The organism is Massilia sp. MS-15, from assembly GCF_020176695.1.
In the GTDB taxonomy this organism is placed as follows: domain Bacteria; phylum Pseudomonadota; class Gammaproteobacteria; order Burkholderiales; family Burkholderiaceae_D; genus Telluria; species Telluria hydrophila.
Genome location: NZ_JAIWIA010000005.1, coordinates 150564 through 165555, shown reverse-complemented (window position 1 = coordinate 165555; position 14992 = coordinate 150564). Strand labels below are relative to the sequence as shown.

Below are 14992 nucleotides of genomic sequence, written 5' to 3'. Positions count from 1 at the left end.
GTTCAGCCCAGCATGAACACCGGATAGCGGCGCCATTCCGGTTCGCGATAGCGCTCGCAGTGCGCGAAAATGAAGTCCAGCACCGCTTCCTGCTTGTCCAGCAAGGCCGGATTGGCGCCCTTCCAGTCCTCGAACTTCGCTGCCAGCACCGGCTCGGTGGCCAGCAGTTCGCTCGCATGGTCTTCGAACACGTAGTCCGAATACGCCTCTTTCTTTTCCAGCACGCTGTTGAAGAAGCCCCAGCGGAAGAAGCTGTCGTGGGCCAGCGGCTCCAGCGTCTCCACCGCATAGCGCGCATTGTCCTGGTCCAGCGGCACGATGAAGTCGCCCGCGCGCAGCGCGACCCGGGCGCGGCGCCGTTCCAGCACCACGTCGTCGTGGAACATGTGGCCCTCGTAGGCGTTCGGACGCGACGTCACCGACACGATGTGGTAATAGTCCACCTCTTCCACCCGGTCCGCCTCCACCCGCTCCATGCGCACGCCGTTCCACTGCAGGCGCTCGATCGCTTCAACCCACTGCTGCGGCACCACGTAGGCGCGCGGCGCCGGCACGTGGATGTCAGCCGGGAAGCGGTTGTACCAGGCGATGTCGCGCTCCCAGGGCTTGCTGCGGTCGTACCACAGGCGCGCATAGTTCCCCAGCACGCTGGGCTTGTAGCCGGCCTCGTAGCCCTTGAAGCGGAAGCTGTCCGGATTGGCCTCGTCCATCGCCCAGTGCACCGGCCACTCGCGGCGCGTGCCGCTGGCCGCCTTGGCGGCGCGGCGCAGGGCCTGGATCCGGTCCGCGTTCGCCACCGTGAATGCCAGCGCCGTGTCGACCAGCGCGCGCATCGACTCGTAGCGGTCCCGGAAAGGCTTGAGCATGTGCGTCTCGGGCATGAAGCCGATGGTGTGGTGCAGCGCCGCGTAGCCGGTCGAGAAGCGCGCCGTCTCGAGGAAGTCGGCGATGCCGTGGTCCGGGCTGTCCTTGACCGGGTTCACGTAGGGGCAGGTCGGCCAGCCGCGCTGCTCCATGCCGGCGTACAGGGCCGGCAGCATGGTCTCGCGCAGGAATGCGCCCAGCTCCCCGCCCAGCTTGTCCGGCTGGGTGTGGATCAGGGTCATGGTATAGCTGTAGTCGGCGCCGTTGGAGGTGTGGGTGTCGACCATCACGTCCGGGTCCCAGTCCGTGAACAGGCGGTTGAACACCCGCGCGGTGAGCGAGTCGCACTTCACGAAATCGCGGTTCAGGTCGAGGTGGCGGCTCATCGCGCGGAAACCGAACTGCTCGGGACCGTCCTGGTTCACGCGCGAGGTGTCGGCGCGGTTCAGGCTGCCGTCCACGTTGTACAGCGGGATGAACAGGAACACGGTCTTGCCCAGCGCCGCCAGGCGTTCCGGCTGCGTGCAGAAATCGCGCACCAGCGCCATGCAGCCGTCCACGCCTTCCGGCTCGCCCGGGTGGATGCCGTTGTTGTTGAAGAAGACCGGGCGGCCGGCAGCCTTGATTTCCGCGCGCGCGAACACGCCGTCGCTGCTGACCACGCCCGCGTGGATCGGCACGCCCGCGTCCGACACGCCCACCTGCTCGAAGCGCAGCACGCCCGGATACAGGTGCGCCAGGGTGTCGTACCAGGCGATGCATTGCGCGTGGGTGGTGGTCTGGTTGAGGTTACCCTGTTCGTAGGGCGTCAGCAGTTCAGTGGACATGGATGGGAAGTAGTTAGATCGAAGGGATGGATGATACCGCCGCCGGCGCCTGCAGGGGCAGCGTGATCGCTACCACGGTGCCGCCGCCAGGGCTGGAGCGCACGTCCATCACGCCGTGCACCGCATACACGCGCTCGCGCATGCCGATGATGCCGATGCCTTCCGAGGCGCTGGCCGGATCGAAGCCGTTGCCGTCGTCGGCGACCACGATGCGCAGGGTCTGCGCGCCTTCGTCCAGCACCAGCCGCACCTGGGCCGACGTCGCCTGGGCGTGCTTCATGACGTTCGACAGCGCTTCCTGCACGATGCGGTAGGCGGAAATCGCGAGCTCGTTCGACAGGCCGGAGAAATCGCCCTCGCCATGGAAATCGAAGCTGCAGCCGGAACTGCCGTCGTAGTGGCGCACCATCTCTTCCACCGCGCCGTGCAGGCCGAGCATGTCGAGCACTTCCGGACGCAGGCGCCGCACCAGGCGGCGGCCGTTGGCATACAGGTCGAGCGCGAGCTTGGTGATGGCCTGCGACTTGCGTCCGATTTCCTCGACTTCCGTGCTGGGCGGCGCCTTGGCGGCCAGCGCGCCGATCGACTGCGCCTCCAGGCGCGCGGCAATCAGCGATGCGTTCAGTTCGTCGTGGATCTCGACCGCGATGCTCTTGCGCTCGTCCTCGATGATGGAATTGACTTTCTGGATCAGCTTGCGCTTGTCGGCGTCGGCGCGCAGCGCCTCGTTGCGCGAGGCCAGCAGGTCGCGGGTGCGCTCGGCCACCTTGTTTTCCAGGTCGCGCTTGGATTCGTCCAGGGCCAGCGACATCTCGCCGATCGAGGCCTGCAGCTCGCCCACCTCGCCGCCGGTCGTGACCGGCAGGTGCACGCGAAAGTCGCCGTTGCGGATGCGGCTCAGGGCGCCGATCGCCTCGCGCAGCGGCACTGTCAGCGAGCGCGCCAGCACCCAGGCCAGCACGCCGCTGACCACCAGCGCCAGCGCCGCCATGCCCACCTCGAAGCGAAAGCGCCGGGTCTGCTTGGCCATCATGTTCGAGGGCGACATCGTTACCCGCACCCAGCCGACGATCTCGGTGGTGAGGGTGGGCGGACGCAAATCGCTCGACGCCGACACGTGCGGCGTGCCGTTGTCGGTGAACAGGTTGATCCACACCACCTGCTTCTTGATCGGCGCCTCGTAATGGTGCGACTGGGCGTCGATCGCCGATTCGGAATCGACACGCACGGCCTGGATGCCGTCCGTACCCACCACTTCGATGCGGTAGATGCTGCTGTCGGACTGCACCAGGCCGTTGATGGTCAGGCGCAGGTCGGACAGGTTGCCCGAGATGACGTTGTATTCGCTGGTCTCGGCCAGCGCGCGCGCCAGCGTGCGCCCGCGCTCGGCCAGTTCCTCGGCCACCTGGGCGCGGTGCGAATAATAGGAATACCACACGAAGGCGGTGAACAGGAAGGTCACCGGCAGCATGGTGATGAAGGTCATGCGCCGGCCGATGCTCCAGCCGCGCCAGAAACGCCAGCCGGGCCATACGCGCAGCTTCATGGCTTGGCCGCCGGCCGCGCGCCAAGGCGGGCCGGCAGGTGCGAGAAGCGGCGCGCCGCGTCGGTCACGCGCACGTCGAGCGAGCGCGCCACGCCCTCGTTGACCAGGGTGCGGAAGTAGCGCGGGAACTGCGGCGGCGGCAACTCTCCGGTGACGACGAAGGCGGCCGCGATCTCGGCCACCTGGGTGTTGATGTCCTCGATTTCCGAATAGGTGGTGGCCAGCGCCCCGACCTTCACCATGTCGGCCGAGAAGCCGATCACGCCCTGCTTGCGGCGGTAGGTCGAGAGCAGGATGTTGCGCACGTTCTCGGGGTTGTACACGTCGCCATCGGGCATGGCCAGCAGCACCTCGGCGCGCGTCATGCGGCTCAGCGTATGGTTGATGTCGTCGCCAGGAGCGAACAGCTGAACCTCGACCTCGCTGCCCAGCGCCGGGCGCAGGAAGGCGGTGTCGGTGCCGAGGATGGCGCCGACCCGCGCCGGCCGTCCGTACAGCAGGGCCGCCAGGCGCAGCTGGTCGGCCGGCGCCGGCTCGGCATACACGGCGGTGAGCAGGCCGGCACGCGCGGCCGGTGTCCTGGCGGTCAGCGCGCGCCACACCTGGCTCGAGGTAAACGCGGAGATCACCACGCAGTCGCAGCGGCGCGCCACCGCGTCGCGCAGCGCGGCCGGGCCGATCGCCACGTACAGCATGCGGCGGTGCTGGGCCAGTTCGGTGCGGAAGCCGGCGAAGGTGGGCACCAGGCGCTTGTACAGGTCTTCGGCGATGCGGCGCGTGACTTCGCTGTCGTCGCCGGTCAGGATCTGGAAGCGAAAGCCCACGCCCTCCTCGTCCTTGCGCGCGTCATCCTGCGCATGCGCGGGACCGGCAAGCAGCGCGAGCGCAGCCAGGGCCGCGCACAGGGAGGCGAGGAAATGCATCGTTCGTTCAGGGCTCGATCAGGCCATGCTTCACGGCCAGCAGGGTGATGTTGGCCTGGCGGTGCACGCCCAGCTTTTCCTTGATCGACTGGCTGATGTTGCTGATGGTCTTGGTGGACAGGTCGAGCTTCTCGGCGATTTCGGCGTTGGTCAGCCCCTCGGCCATCAGCTTGAAGATTTCCAGCCCGCGCTCGTCCAGCTGCGACTGTGGCGTGACGTCGCCGCGCACCGCCATGCTGGCCAGGCGCGAGGCGATCTGCGGCAGGAAATACAGCTTGCCGTCATGCGCATGGCGTACCGCGGTCACCAGGTCGGACGGATCGCAGTCCTTGGTGACGAAGGCATGCGCGCCCATGCGGTAGGTTTCCTTGATCAGGCTGTCCTGGTCGAACTGGCTCAGGAAGATGATGCGCGCGCGCGGATCGTCCTTCAGGATGCTCTGGGCGGCATCGAGCCCGGTCAGCTCGGTCCCGAAGCGCATGTCGAGAATCACGACATCGGGTTGCTGCGCCGCATACAGCGCCACTGCTTCGCTCGGGGTCTTGGCCTGCCCCACCACCTGCATGCCGGCCGCTTCGAGCGACATGGCAAACCCGGTCATCACGATCGGGTGGTCGTCCGCAAGCATCACACGGATCGGTTTTTTCTGTTCGGACACCACACTCACTCCTGTTGTTTCGCCTGCTGACATGACCCGCTGACATCCGCTTACCAATCTCTGGCAGCTATGTGTGCCAAGCGACGGAAAGAACGCGGGTAGCAGGACGATTATTTCATACAACGCGGCGCGACGCGAGACCCCATTTCATCGGGCCCCCAAGGCGGACCAACTTACAAATGGAAGCATAATTACCAACAAATAGCTTTACACATTGCTAGGGCGTAGCATATATTAATTCCATCAGCCTGTCAGATGCATATCTTTCCTTAAGCAAAAAGTCCTGCGACCCGTGCGCGGGGCCCGATAACAAGGAGCTCGTCATGCACTTCACGCAACTCAACGATGGCGCCGGCGGCAAGGCCGGCAAGTTCACCCTGGTGGCCGGCCTGCACGTGCTGGTGGCGATGGGCCTGATCAACGTGATGAATTCGAAAGGCATCGTGCTGCCCAGGCTGATCGAGGACGCCACCGTGTGGATCCAGCCGCAGACACCTCCGCCACCGCCGCCGGAACCGCCGGCACCCCAGCCAAAAGCCGTCAAGCCAAACATCGTGGTGCCGAAGCCCGACGTCGAGCTGCCACCGCCACCGCTCGAGAATACCGTGCAGGCCACCACCGAGGCCGAACCGGCGTCGGAACCGGCCCTGCCTTCGGCCAGCGACGCGCCGCCCGCCCAGCCGGCGGCCAGCAGCGGCAATCCGGGCCAGATGTTCAGCGCCGTGCTGGCCAATGCCGACGGCTGCGCCAAGCCGGACTACCCGGTGACCGCGGCGCGCAACGGCGACACCGGTACCGTGACACTGGCGCTGCTGGTCGGCCCCGACGGCCGGGTGCAGAACGCCAAGGTGCAGACATCGAGCGGCCACCGCGAGCTCGATCGCGCCGCCCTCAACGCCCTGAGCCTGTGCCAGTTCAAGCCGGCCATGAACAACGGCGTCGCCGAAGCGGGCTGGGGGCAGATCGCCTATGTCTGGACACTCGAATAAGCCGCATTGATTCCCTTTTTGGCCCGCCTGGTTCGCGGGCTTTTTTTCGCCTCTTGCATGAGCACCGGGGGAGCGCAGCACCGCAGCACCGCAGCACCGACCACAACATCAACAATGAGAGAGAGAGACATGTCTACTGCTGGAATACCGACGGCGCCGGCGCGGGCCCTGGGCCGGGCTGCACTGGGCGCCGGCTTGCTGATTGCTTTCGTGCTGCTGGCGCTGGGCTGGCGCGCCACCAGGCCGGCCGCCCCGCCCATGCCGGATGCGCAGGCCGCGCCACGGCTTGCGCCCATGCTGCGCCACGTGGCGGTGCTGGGCGCCGCGCCGCGCCCGATCGCCACCGCCGCCAATGCGGCGGCGCGCGCCTACATCGTCGGCCAGCTGCGCGGCATCGGACTGGCGCCGCAGGTGCAGACGGCCACGGTGCAGAAGTCCAGCATCCGCCACTGGGGCGGTACCCACGTGACGCTGGGCGTCGTGCACAACATCGTGGTACGCCTGCCAGGCAGCGCGCCGGACCGGCTGCGCCGTCCCGCCCTGCTGATCGCGGCCCACTATGACAGCGGCACACTGACGCCTGGCGCGGCGGCCAGCAACAGTGGCGCGGCGCAGGTGGCGGCCCTGATCGAGACCGCACGCGCGCTGCACACGGGTTCGGCGCACCTGAACGACATCGTGCTGCTGTTCGCCGATGGCGAAGACGTGGGGGCGCTCGGCGCCAGCGGCTTCGTCCGGCAGCATCCGCTGGCGCGCGAGGTCGGCCTGATCCTGAAGTTCGACGGCGCCAGCGGCGCCGGGCCGCTGGTGCTGGCCGATGCAAGCGGCGCGGGCAGCCAGGTGCTGCGCGGCTGGGCCGCGGCCACGCCCGGCATGCCGGGCAGCGCACTGATGGCGCGCCTGTACCGGCTGCTGCCGGACATGCCGCGCACCGGCCCGCTCGCGGACATCGATGCCCCGGCCCTGCTGTTTGCCAACACCGGCCGGCGGCTCGCTACCGAGCGTCCCGACCCGGCCCTGCTGGCGCAGATGGGCGACAGCATGCTGCGCCTGGCGCAGCAGTTCGGCAACGCCCCGCTGGCACGCGGTGCGCGCCAGCCGCATGCCTGGTTCACGCTGCCCATGCTGGGCCAGGTGCGGCATCCGGCGATCCTGTCCTGGGGCCTGGCGGCGCTGGCCGCCCTGCTGCTGGCGCGCGGCTACCACACGATGCTGGCCCGCAGCGCGGCCGGTGCCGTCCCGCTGCTGCGTGGATTCTTCGGCGTGGCCATGCTGTTGCTGGCCACCCGCATGCTGCTCTGGGAACGGCGCCACGAACTGGCCGCGCTGACCCGGGACCAGGACGGCGGGGCGGCCTTGGTGTTCGCCCTGGCCGGTGCCTGCCTGTTCATCGGCGCGCTCTACCTGCTGCGGCGGCTGGCGGGCGCCGCTTCCGTGTTCCTCGGGACGATGGCCTGGCTGGCCATGGCCTTGCTCGGGGTGCTGGCGCTGGCGCCGGATGCCGCCTACCTGCTGGCCTGGCCACTGGTGGCGGCGCTGGGCGCGTTCACCGCGCTGCAAACGCGGCGCGACACCACCTCCCGGTTCCTGATCCTGGCACTCGGGCTGGCGCCCGCGCTCCTGCTGCTCGTACCCGCATTGCGCGCCAGCTGGAACGCGCTGGCCCCGCACGGCATCTACCTGCCGGCGCTGGTGCTGACGGTGATGCTGCTGTGCTTTGCCAGCCTGTTGCTGCTGCTGCCGTTCGGACGCGTGGTCGGGGCGGCGCTGCTGCTGGCCACGGCGCTGGCGCCCGGCCTGGCGGCGCCAGGCCGGGCCGCAGGCACGCCAGCCATGCAAGCCGAGTACCCGGCGCGCGCGCCGGAGCGCCTGGTGTATTTCAAGGACATGAACAGCTGGCGCGCCTACTGGCTGCTGCGAGATGAGCGCCAGGGACGCTCACTCGACCGCTGGACCAAGGGACTGTTCCCGAAGCTGGACAAACCCGAGGTCCATGTCGACGTGTTCGGCTGGAACAGCCCGCGCCAGTGGCTCGCGATCGCACCGCGCGAGGACACCATCGCCTATCCGGAAGCCTTCATGCTGAAGAACCCGCGTCTGGCCAGGCCCGGGCAGCGCCCGGCGCTGCGCCAGGTGGAATTCACGCTGCGCTCGAAGAACCGGGCGCCGCACATCGAAATGTGGGCAGCGGGTACCAAGCCGCAGCGCTCCACCCTCAACGGCCACCTCCTCACCACCAGGGAAAGCCCGTGGTCGCTATCCCTGTACGGCATGCAGGACCGGCTGCTGCGCTTCACGCTCGACGCCCCCGCCGACGACATCCTGGCGGTGGTGGTGGAGGAGCGCATGCCAGGCCTGCCGGTGCACCTGCTGCCGCCGGGTGCGCCGCACCGGCTGGCGGGAACCGGGATGACGGTTTCCTCGGACGTGTTGCGGTTCTACTGAGCCAGCGGCCTGGCATACAATGCCTGCTGCACACCGTGCCATTCGATCAACCCAAGCAGCAGGAAACCATGCACAAGATTGTCTCCTCCCTGGTTCTCACCGCCCTCGCCGGCAGCCTGGCGCTGGCCTATCCGGCACAGGCAGCCGCGCCAAAGGCGCCAGCCTCCGCCGCCACCGTCAAGGAAGCGCCGCTGCGCGCCCACCTCGCCTTTCTCTCCTCCGACGCGGTCGAAGGCCGCGGCACCGGCCAGCGCGGCGGCGAACTGACCGTCACCTACCTGGAAACCCAGGCCGCGGCGATCGGCCTGCAGCCGGTCAACGGGGGCAGCTTCCGCCAGCCGGTGAAGATCGCCGGCGTGCGCGCGCTGCCGGAGAAGAGCAGCATCGGCCTGGTCGCCAACGGCCAGCCGCTGCCGCTGAAGTTCGGCGCCGACTGGGTCTGGGGCCCGGGCGACGCCCAGGCCGACCACCGCCTGGACGCCGGGCTGGTGTTCGTCGGCTACGGCATCAATGCGCCGGAAGAAGGCTGGGACGATTTCAAGGGACAGGACCTCAAGGGCAAGGTACTGGTCATGATGGTCAACGACCCGAAGCCGACCGCCGCCGAACCGAAGCGCTTCAACGGCGAAGGCCTGACCTACTACGGCCGCTGGACCTACAAGCTGGAGGAAGCGGCGCGCCAGGGCGCGGCCGGCGTCCTGCTGATCCACACCGACGCCTCTGCCTCGTATGGCTGGAGCGTGGTGCAGAACAGCTGGGCGAATGCGGAACGCTTCCAGCTGGCCGAGGGCGTGCTCGGCACCGGACTGCAGGGCTGGATGACCGACGCCACCGCGCGCAAGCTGTTCGCGGCCGGTGGCCAGGACCTGGACAAGCTGCGCGCCGCCGCCGAAAACAAGGATTTCAGGCCGGTGGCGCTGAACGCGCGCGTGCAGGGAGAAGCCCGCGCCGAGGTGCGCACCCTGAACGAATTCAACGTGGCCGGCGTGGTGCCGGGCACCGATCCGAAGCTCAAGGACGAGGTGGTGATCTACAGCGCGCACTGGGACCACATGGGCAAGCAGGGCAACAGCGGTGACACCATCTTCAATGGCGCGGTCGACAACGCCTCCGGCACCGCCGCCCTGCTGGCGATGGCGCAGGAAGCCGTGCGCAACCCGGCCAAGCGCAGCCAGATGTTCCTGTGGGTCGCAGCCGAGGAACAGGGCCTGCTGGGCAGTGCGGCCTATGCGGCCAAACCCCTGTGGCCGATCGAGAAGACGGTCGCCAACCTGAACCTGGACAGCCTGAACTTCGTGGGCCTGGTCAAGGATGTCAACACCCCGGGCAGCGAGCGCACCGACCTGGGCGAGATGGCGGCCGCCACCGCGAAGGAGATGGGCTTGAGCATCGCGCCGCGCCGGCCCGACCTGGGCGGCGGCTACTTCCGCAGCGACCATTTCAGCTTCGCCAAGGCTGGCGTGCCGGCCTTCTCGGTGGGCGCGGGCCACGGTTGGGTGAAGGATGTGGAAGCGAGCAACGCCAAGCAGAAGGCTTACCGCGAGCGCTATCACCAGGCGAACGACGAGTATGACCCGGGCTGGGACCTGGCGGGCATGGTGCAGCAGGCGCAGTTTACGCTGAATCTGGGACGCAGGGTGGCCGACGCGCCGAAGGCGCCGCAATGGAAGGAGGGGGATCCGTTTGGGAAGGGAAGGACGGCCAGCAAGTAAGTTTCGTAGGGTGGGCAGGTTCCCTGCCCACGCGGTGATCGCTTAAGGCTCCGATTTCGTGCGCGGTGATCTTGCCGCTAACTATTACCGCGTGGGCGGCGTAGCCGCCCACCCTACGGGTCGCATCAGATCATGCGGCCATTATTCCGGCAGCATCGACCCCGTCTCCCGATACCGCACGTGCCACTCGAAGGCTTTCTCCAGCACGTGCGGGGTCTGCCCTCCTCCCCGATTCGCTTCTTCCACATACTCACGCAGCATCTGACGATACGGTTCGGCCACGCAGTTGTCGATGATGCGCTGCGCCCGTTCGCGCGGCGCCAGGCCGCGCAGGTCGGCCAGGCCGACCTCGGTGACGACGACGTCGACGTCGTGCTCGTTGTGGTCCACGTGCGAGGCCATCGGCACGATGCTCGAGATCTTGCCGCCCTTGGCCACCGACTTGGTGGCGAACACCGACAGATAGGCGTTGCGCGCGAAGTCGCCCGAGCCGCCGATCCCGTTCATCATGTGCGTGCCCGCAACGTGGGTCGAATTCACGTTGCCGTAGATGTCGAACTCCAGCGCCGTGTTGATGGCGATGATGCCCAGGCGCCGCACCACCTCCGGATGGTTGCTCACCTCCTGCGGACGCAGCACCAGGCGGTCCTTGTAGCGCTCGATGTTGCTGAACACTTCGCGGCCCTTGGCGTCGGACACCGTGATCGAGGAGCCCGATGCAAAATCCAGCTTGCCCGAGTCGAACAGCTCGAAGGTTGAATCCTGCAGCACTTCCGAATACATGGTCAGGTGCCTGAACGGGCCCGCGTTCAGGCCCGACACCACCGCGTTGGCGATGGTACCGATGCCGGCCTGGATCGGCATCAGGCGCTCGGTCAGGCGCCCCTGGGCGATCTCGTCGGCGAAGAAGTCGATCAGGTGGCCGGCGATGGCGGCGGTTTCGGCATCCGGCGGCAGGATGGTCGAGGCGCTGTCCGTCTTGTCGGTGAAGACGATCGCCACGATCTTCTCGGGCGGGATCTCGATGGCCTGGGTGCCGATGCGGTCGCTCACGCTGGTGAGCGGCATCGGTTCGCGGCTCGGGCGCCGCTTCGGGATGAAGATGTCGTGCAGGCCTTCGAGCGCCGGCGACATGCTGGTGTTGATCTCGACGATCACTTTGTCGGCCAGGATCGCGAAGCTGGCGCTGTTGCCGACCGAGGTGGTGGGGACGATGCCGCCGGTCTCGGTGATCGCCACCGCTTCGATCACGGCCACGTCGATCGGGGCGATCTGGCCCGTGCGCAGCAGTTCCACGGTCTCGGACAGGTGCTGGTCGATGAACATCACCTCGCCCTTGTTGATCGCGGCGCGCAGCGCCGGGTCGGTCTGGAAAGGCATGCGGCGCGCCAGGGCGCCGGACTCGGTCAGCTGGCGGTCGGTATCGCCGCCGAGCGAGGCGCCGGTGATCACGGTGATTCTCAAGGTTTCTTCGCGGGCGCGGTCGGCCACCGCCAGCGGCACCGCCTTGGCGTCGCCGGCGCGGGTAAAGCCGCTCATGCCGACGGTCATGCCGTCCTTGATCCAGGTGGCCGCCCGGGCCGCGCTGGTGATACGCTCGCGCAGCTGCGGCAGGCGGATGCGGTCGTGTTGTACGTATTGGTCATGGTGCATCTTGTCTTCTCCAGTACTTCGCAGAATCGCCGCCGGTCCCGAACGGGTTCAGGTCAGGCGGTAGTCGACCGCCGCCAGCGGCGGCGGGGGCGCCTCGTCCCCGAGCGCGCTCCGCAGGTCGATCTCGATCGCACGGCAGATGGCGTTCAGGGACAAGTCGTTGTGGTCGGTGCCGAACGGTTCCTCGAGCTCGTCGCCGAGGGCGTCGAGGCCGAAGAAGGTGTAGGCCACGATGGCCACCACCAGCGGGGTCATGAAGCCGATCGTGTCCACCAGCCCGAAGGGCAGCAGGAAGCAGTACAGGTAGGCCGTGCGGTGCAGCAGCAGCGTGTACGAGAACGGAATCGGCGTGTTCCGGATGCGCTCGCAGGACGCGGCGGCCGCGGTCATGGCCGACAGCGTATGGTCGATGTTGACCGCCAGGCAGGGAGCGATGCGCTCTTCCTTCAGGCAGCGCGCCAGGTCGTGGCCCATCTGCTGCATCAGGTAGTCGGGCTTGTTCGGCGCCTGCGCCAGCGCCGCGAACTCGGCCGGCTGCAGCAGCCCTTCGAGCGCCGGGTCGGGCGGCAGCTTGCGCAGCAGGTCGCGCAGCGCATGCGAGAAGGCGGCGGCGCGCAGCACCATGCGCACCCGCACGTCCTCCAGCCCGTTGCGGATGTGGGCGGGGCGCGGGTCGTCGACCAGGCTGGCGCACTGGCGCGCCAGGTTGCGCGCGCGCAGCAGCAGTTCGCCCCACAGCTTGCGCCCTTCCCAGAAGCGGTCGTAGGCCGAGTTGTTGCGAAAGCCGAGGAAGATCGCCAGCGGCAGGCCGATCAGCGTGAAGGGAATCGTGGTGAGCGTGATCTTGACGTCGCCCAGGCTGCCGTGCAGCCAGGTGACCAGGGTCGCGACCACGATGTTCACCACCAGGACAGGCAGGATGTGCGGAAGAATGGAGCCGCGCAGGAGCACGAACAGCTTGAGCCCCGAAGGCCGGTCCCGGATAATCACGTGTTGTCGCTAGCGCAAAAAAAGTGAGATAGGTCAGCGAAATTCGCTAATATGTTCGCAGTAAATCACTAATGTATTAGCGAGTCAAGTGAAGATGCCGTCCACGGCCGTGTTGGCCGTCACGAAGTTCAATGGGAGACTAGATTGGCCCGCCGCATAACCCACCGTAACCTGCCCCAGCAGCTATTGAAGGCGCGCGACGCGCTGATGTCGCATTTCCGCCCGGTGCTGAACCACTTCGGCATCACCGAGCAGCAGTGGCGCATCCTGCGCGCGCTGGACGAGCACGGCCAGCTGGAGCCGCGCGAACTGTGCGAACTGTGCCAGATCCTGAGCCCGAGCATGGCGGGCATGCTGGCGCGGATGGAAGAGACGGGCCTGGTGCGGCGCACGCGGGTGGCGGCCGATGCGCGGCGCGTGATGGTGAGCCTGGCGCCGCAGGGCGACGCGCTGTTCGACGCGATCGCGCCGCTGATCGACCAGCAGTACCGGCTGATGGAGAAGGCCTGGGGCAAGCGCGTGGTGGATGACCTCGCGCGCGCGCTGGAGGATTTCATCGCGGCGCAGGACACCGAGGTGCCGCAGGTGGCGCTGCCGCCGCGCACGGAAAGTTAGGAAGGATGCGGGATGGCGCCCTGGCGCCATCCCGCGCGGGCGCAGCTGCTTACTGGATCACGCCGCAGGCCATGCGTGCGCCGCCGCCGCCCAGCGGCGCCGGATGGTCGGCGTGGTTGTCGCCGCCGACGTGCACCATCAGGGCCTTGCCCTTGACGTCGGCCAGCTTCAGGCGCGGGGCCAGTACCGGGTTGGTGGCGGCGCCCTTGTCGTCCACCGTCAGCGCCGGCAGGTCGCCCAGGTGGCCGTCGCCCCAGGGCAGGCCGTGCTTGCCGGTCTTGGCCGGGTCGAGGTGGCCGCCGGCGGCGCCCGCGGGCACCGTCTTGCCATCCTTCTGGTTTGGCGCGCAGCTGCCGTTCTCGTGCACGTGGAAGCCGTGCAGGCCGGCCGTCAGGCCGGTGAGGGCCGGGGTGAACACGAGGCCGTGGCGGGTCTCGCTGATGGTGACGGTGCCGACGTCGGCGCCCTCGCCCTTGTCGGTCGCCATCTTCATCGCGACCTTCATGTCCGCCGCGTTGGCCAGGGCACAGGTAGCGCCCAGCAGGGCGGCGCACATCCATCGAATGTTCATGACAAGTCTCCTTCGGATCCGGTTGAAATAATGAAAAGCCATGCCAGTGTAGACCATCCTGGCGGATGGGGAGCGCATGGTGGCCGCACGCCGGCCTCGACCAGCATGATAAGAAAACGACACGTCTGTATTCCAGCCCCTGGGGTGGGGGGAAGGTCCGGGCGGGCGCCCTACATGCGCGAGATGGCGGGCCGCAGGATGGCCAGCAGGCCGGCCTCGGAGGTGCAGCCGAACTTCTCGTAGACCGCCTTCACGCAGTCGCGCAGCACGGCGTCGCTGACGTCCATGCGCGAGCGCGCCGCTTCCCGTCCGCCGCCCAGGCCCATCCAGAACGCCACTTCCATCTGCTGCGGCGACAGCTCCACGCTGCCCAGCGCGCGCCAGATCCGCAGCGGCATCGGCACCACGAACTTCAGGAACACACCGACCGTGCGGCTGTGGATGGCGTCGTAGGAGCCGGCACTCATCCACTGGGCGCGCGCCTCCAGCACGCCGCCCGCCAGTTCCAGCGTGCCGGCCGGCAGGCGCCACGGATAGCGTTCACCGTACACCACCGACTCCACCAGGCGCAGGCAGAACGGCGGCAGGGTGCGGCGGTCGAACACCTGCTGTTCCTGCGAGGCCAGCTGGCCAAGCAGCGCATCGGCCGAATCGCTCAGGAACAGGATGTCGCCGTTGGTGGTGGCCAGCAGCATGGCCTCGTCCTCGATTACGCCAGACAGGCCGTTGCCGGCGGCGGCCGCATTGCGCAGCGCGTAATCAAAATAATTGGCGACCCGGCCCAGGTCTTCCTCGTCGTCCGCGTCGAAGGGCGGGCCGTCGTCGCGCAGCAGGGTCAGGGTGCCGAGCGGGTGCGATGCCGGGCCCAGGCGCGCTTCCAGCACGTGGGCGGCGCGCGCCCGCGCTTCCGCCGGCGGCACGCCGAAATCGACCGAGTCGCCATAGAAGTAGCCGTTGGGCGGCGGCAGCACGCCCAGCACGTTCGCTTCGTGCATGTCTTCCGGCGCCCGCTCCGCGACCAGGAACAGCTGGGACGCGCTGTTGGGAATCAGCTCGCGCACCAGTTCCAGCGCATCGGGGATCAGGGTCATCAGGTGCAGGCCGCCGGAACACAGGATTCGCAGGCGCGCCCACTGGCGACTGTTCTTTTTACGGGACACGGAGGTGATGACGGAGGATCGATGATGGAAGAATAGTGC

General features: G+C 67.9%; 12 protein-coding genes. 4 read left to right on the top strand and 8 right to left on the bottom strand.

Annotated elements, in window-relative coordinates; all coding sequences use genetic code 11:
- Positions 1-2: 2 nt before the first annotated feature.
- From LCI23_RS03590 to LCI23_RS03575, 4 genes are read right to left on the bottom strand one after another with little or no spacing between them, the layout of a single operon-like run.
- Complete coding sequence (locus LCI23_RS03590) at positions 3-1691, bottom strand: M14 family zinc carboxypeptidase (RefSeq protein WP_224944182.1); 1689 nt, start codon at positions 1689-1691, stop codon at positions 3-5.
- 13 nt (positions 1692-1704) lie between these two features.
- A complete protein-coding gene (locus LCI23_RS03585) occupies positions 1705-3237 on the bottom strand; it encodes a sensor histidine kinase (RefSeq protein ID WP_224944179.1) in 1533 nt (510 codons plus the stop codon).
- Positions 3234-4160: a hypothetical protein gene (locus LCI23_RS03580; protein ID WP_224944177.1), complete on the bottom strand. Its 927-nt coding sequence runs from the start codon at positions 4158-4160 to the stop codon at positions 3234-3236. Before LCI23_RS03580 ends, LCI23_RS03585 begins: the two co-directional genes overlap by 4 nt.
- 7 nt (positions 4161-4167) lie before the next feature.
- The gene (locus LCI23_RS03575) at positions 4168-4818 is read right to left on the bottom strand and encodes a response regulator transcription factor (protein WP_224944173.1); all 651 of its coding nucleotides are present in this window, start codon (positions 4816-4818) and stop codon (positions 4168-4170) included.
- A gap of 323 nt (positions 4819-5141) precedes the next feature.
- On the opposite strand from LCI23_RS03575, the gene LCI23_RS03570 reads away from it, so the two are divergent.
- From LCI23_RS03570 to LCI23_RS03560, 3 genes are all read left to right on the top strand, one after another.
- Entirely contained in the window at positions 5142-5807 is a 666-nt protein-coding gene (locus tag LCI23_RS03570; RefSeq protein ID WP_224944161.1) for an energy transducer TonB, read from the top strand.
- A 129-nt stretch (positions 5808-5936) separates the two neighbouring features.
- Entirely contained in the window at positions 5937-8252 is a 2316-nt protein-coding gene (locus tag LCI23_RS03565) for a M28 family peptidase (protein WP_224944159.1), read from the top strand.
- 68 nt (positions 8253-8320) lie between these two features.
- A complete protein-coding gene (locus tag LCI23_RS03560; RefSeq protein ID WP_224944156.1) occupies positions 8321-9964 on the top strand; it encodes a M28 family peptidase in 1644 nt (547 codons plus the stop codon).
- Between the two features lie 141 nt (positions 9965-10105).
- Here the strand turns inward: LCI23_RS03560 and LCI23_RS03555 are convergent, their stop codons facing one another.
- Positions 10106-11617: an acetyl-CoA hydrolase/transferase family protein gene (locus tag LCI23_RS03555; RefSeq protein ID WP_224944153.1), complete on the bottom strand. Its 1512-nt coding sequence runs from the start codon at positions 11615-11617 to the stop codon at positions 10106-10108.
- A 48-nt stretch (positions 11618-11665) separates the two neighbouring features.
- A complete protein-coding gene (locus LCI23_RS03550; RefSeq protein ID WP_224944151.1) occupies positions 11666-12607 on the bottom strand; it encodes a bestrophin family protein in 942 nt (313 codons plus the stop codon).
- 144 nt (positions 12608-12751) lie between these two features.
- On the opposite strand from LCI23_RS03550, the gene hpaR reads away from it, so the two are divergent.
- On the top strand, positions 12752-13222 hold the full coding sequence (gene hpaR, locus LCI23_RS03545; RefSeq protein WP_224944149.1) for a homoprotocatechuate degradation operon regulator HpaR: 471 nt from the start codon (positions 12752-12754) through the stop codon (positions 13220-13222).
- A gap of 49 nt (positions 13223-13271) precedes the next feature.
- Here hpaR and sodC read toward each other — a convergent pair whose 3' ends face one another.
- The gene (sodC, locus tag LCI23_RS03540) at positions 13272-13793 is read right to left on the bottom strand and encodes a superoxide dismutase family protein (RefSeq protein WP_224944146.1); all 522 of its coding nucleotides are present in this window, start codon (positions 13791-13793) and stop codon (positions 13272-13274) included.
- A 170-nt stretch (positions 13794-13963) separates the two neighbouring features.
- Entirely contained in the window at positions 13964-14884 is a 921-nt protein-coding gene (locus tag LCI23_RS03535) for a hypothetical protein (RefSeq protein ID WP_224944144.1), read from the bottom strand.
- Positions 14885-14992 lie beyond the last annotated feature (108 nt).

What these genes read in the sequence shown, in the direction of transcription:
- LCI23_RS03590 (WP_224944182.1), bottom strand. Translation starts at nt 1,691, where the DNA reads ATGTCCACTGAACTGCTGACGCCCTACGAACAGGGTAACCTCAACCAG.
- LCI23_RS03585 (WP_224944179.1), bottom strand. Translation starts at nt 3,237, where the DNA reads ATGAAGCTGCGCGTATGGCCCGGCTGGCGTTTCTGGCGCGGCTGGAGC.
- LCI23_RS03580 (WP_224944177.1), bottom strand. Translation starts at nt 4,160, where the DNA reads ATGCATTTCCTCGCCTCCCTGTGCGCGGCCCTGGCTGCGCTCGCGCTG.
- LCI23_RS03570 (WP_224944161.1), top strand. Translation starts at nt 5,142, where the DNA reads ATGCACTTCACGCAACTCAACGATGGCGCCGGCGGCAAGGCCGGCAAG.
- LCI23_RS03565 (WP_224944159.1), top strand. Translation starts at nt 5,937, where the DNA reads ATGTCTACTGCTGGAATACCGACGGCGCCGGCGCGGGCCCTGGGCCGG.
- LCI23_RS03560 (WP_224944156.1), top strand. Translation starts at nt 8,321, where the DNA reads ATGCACAAGATTGTCTCCTCCCTGGTTCTCACCGCCCTCGCCGGCAGC.
- LCI23_RS03555 (WP_224944153.1), bottom strand. Translation starts at nt 11,617, where the DNA reads ATGCACCATGACCAATACGTACAACACGACCGCATCCGCCTGCCGCAG.
- sodC (WP_224944146.1), bottom strand. Translation starts at nt 13,793, where the DNA reads ATGAACATTCGATGGATGTGCGCCGCCCTGCTGGGCGCTACCTGTGCC.
- LCI23_RS03535 (WP_224944144.1), bottom strand. Translation starts at nt 14,884, where the DNA reads ATGACCCTGATCCCCGATGCGCTGGAACTGGTGCGCGAGCTGATTCCC.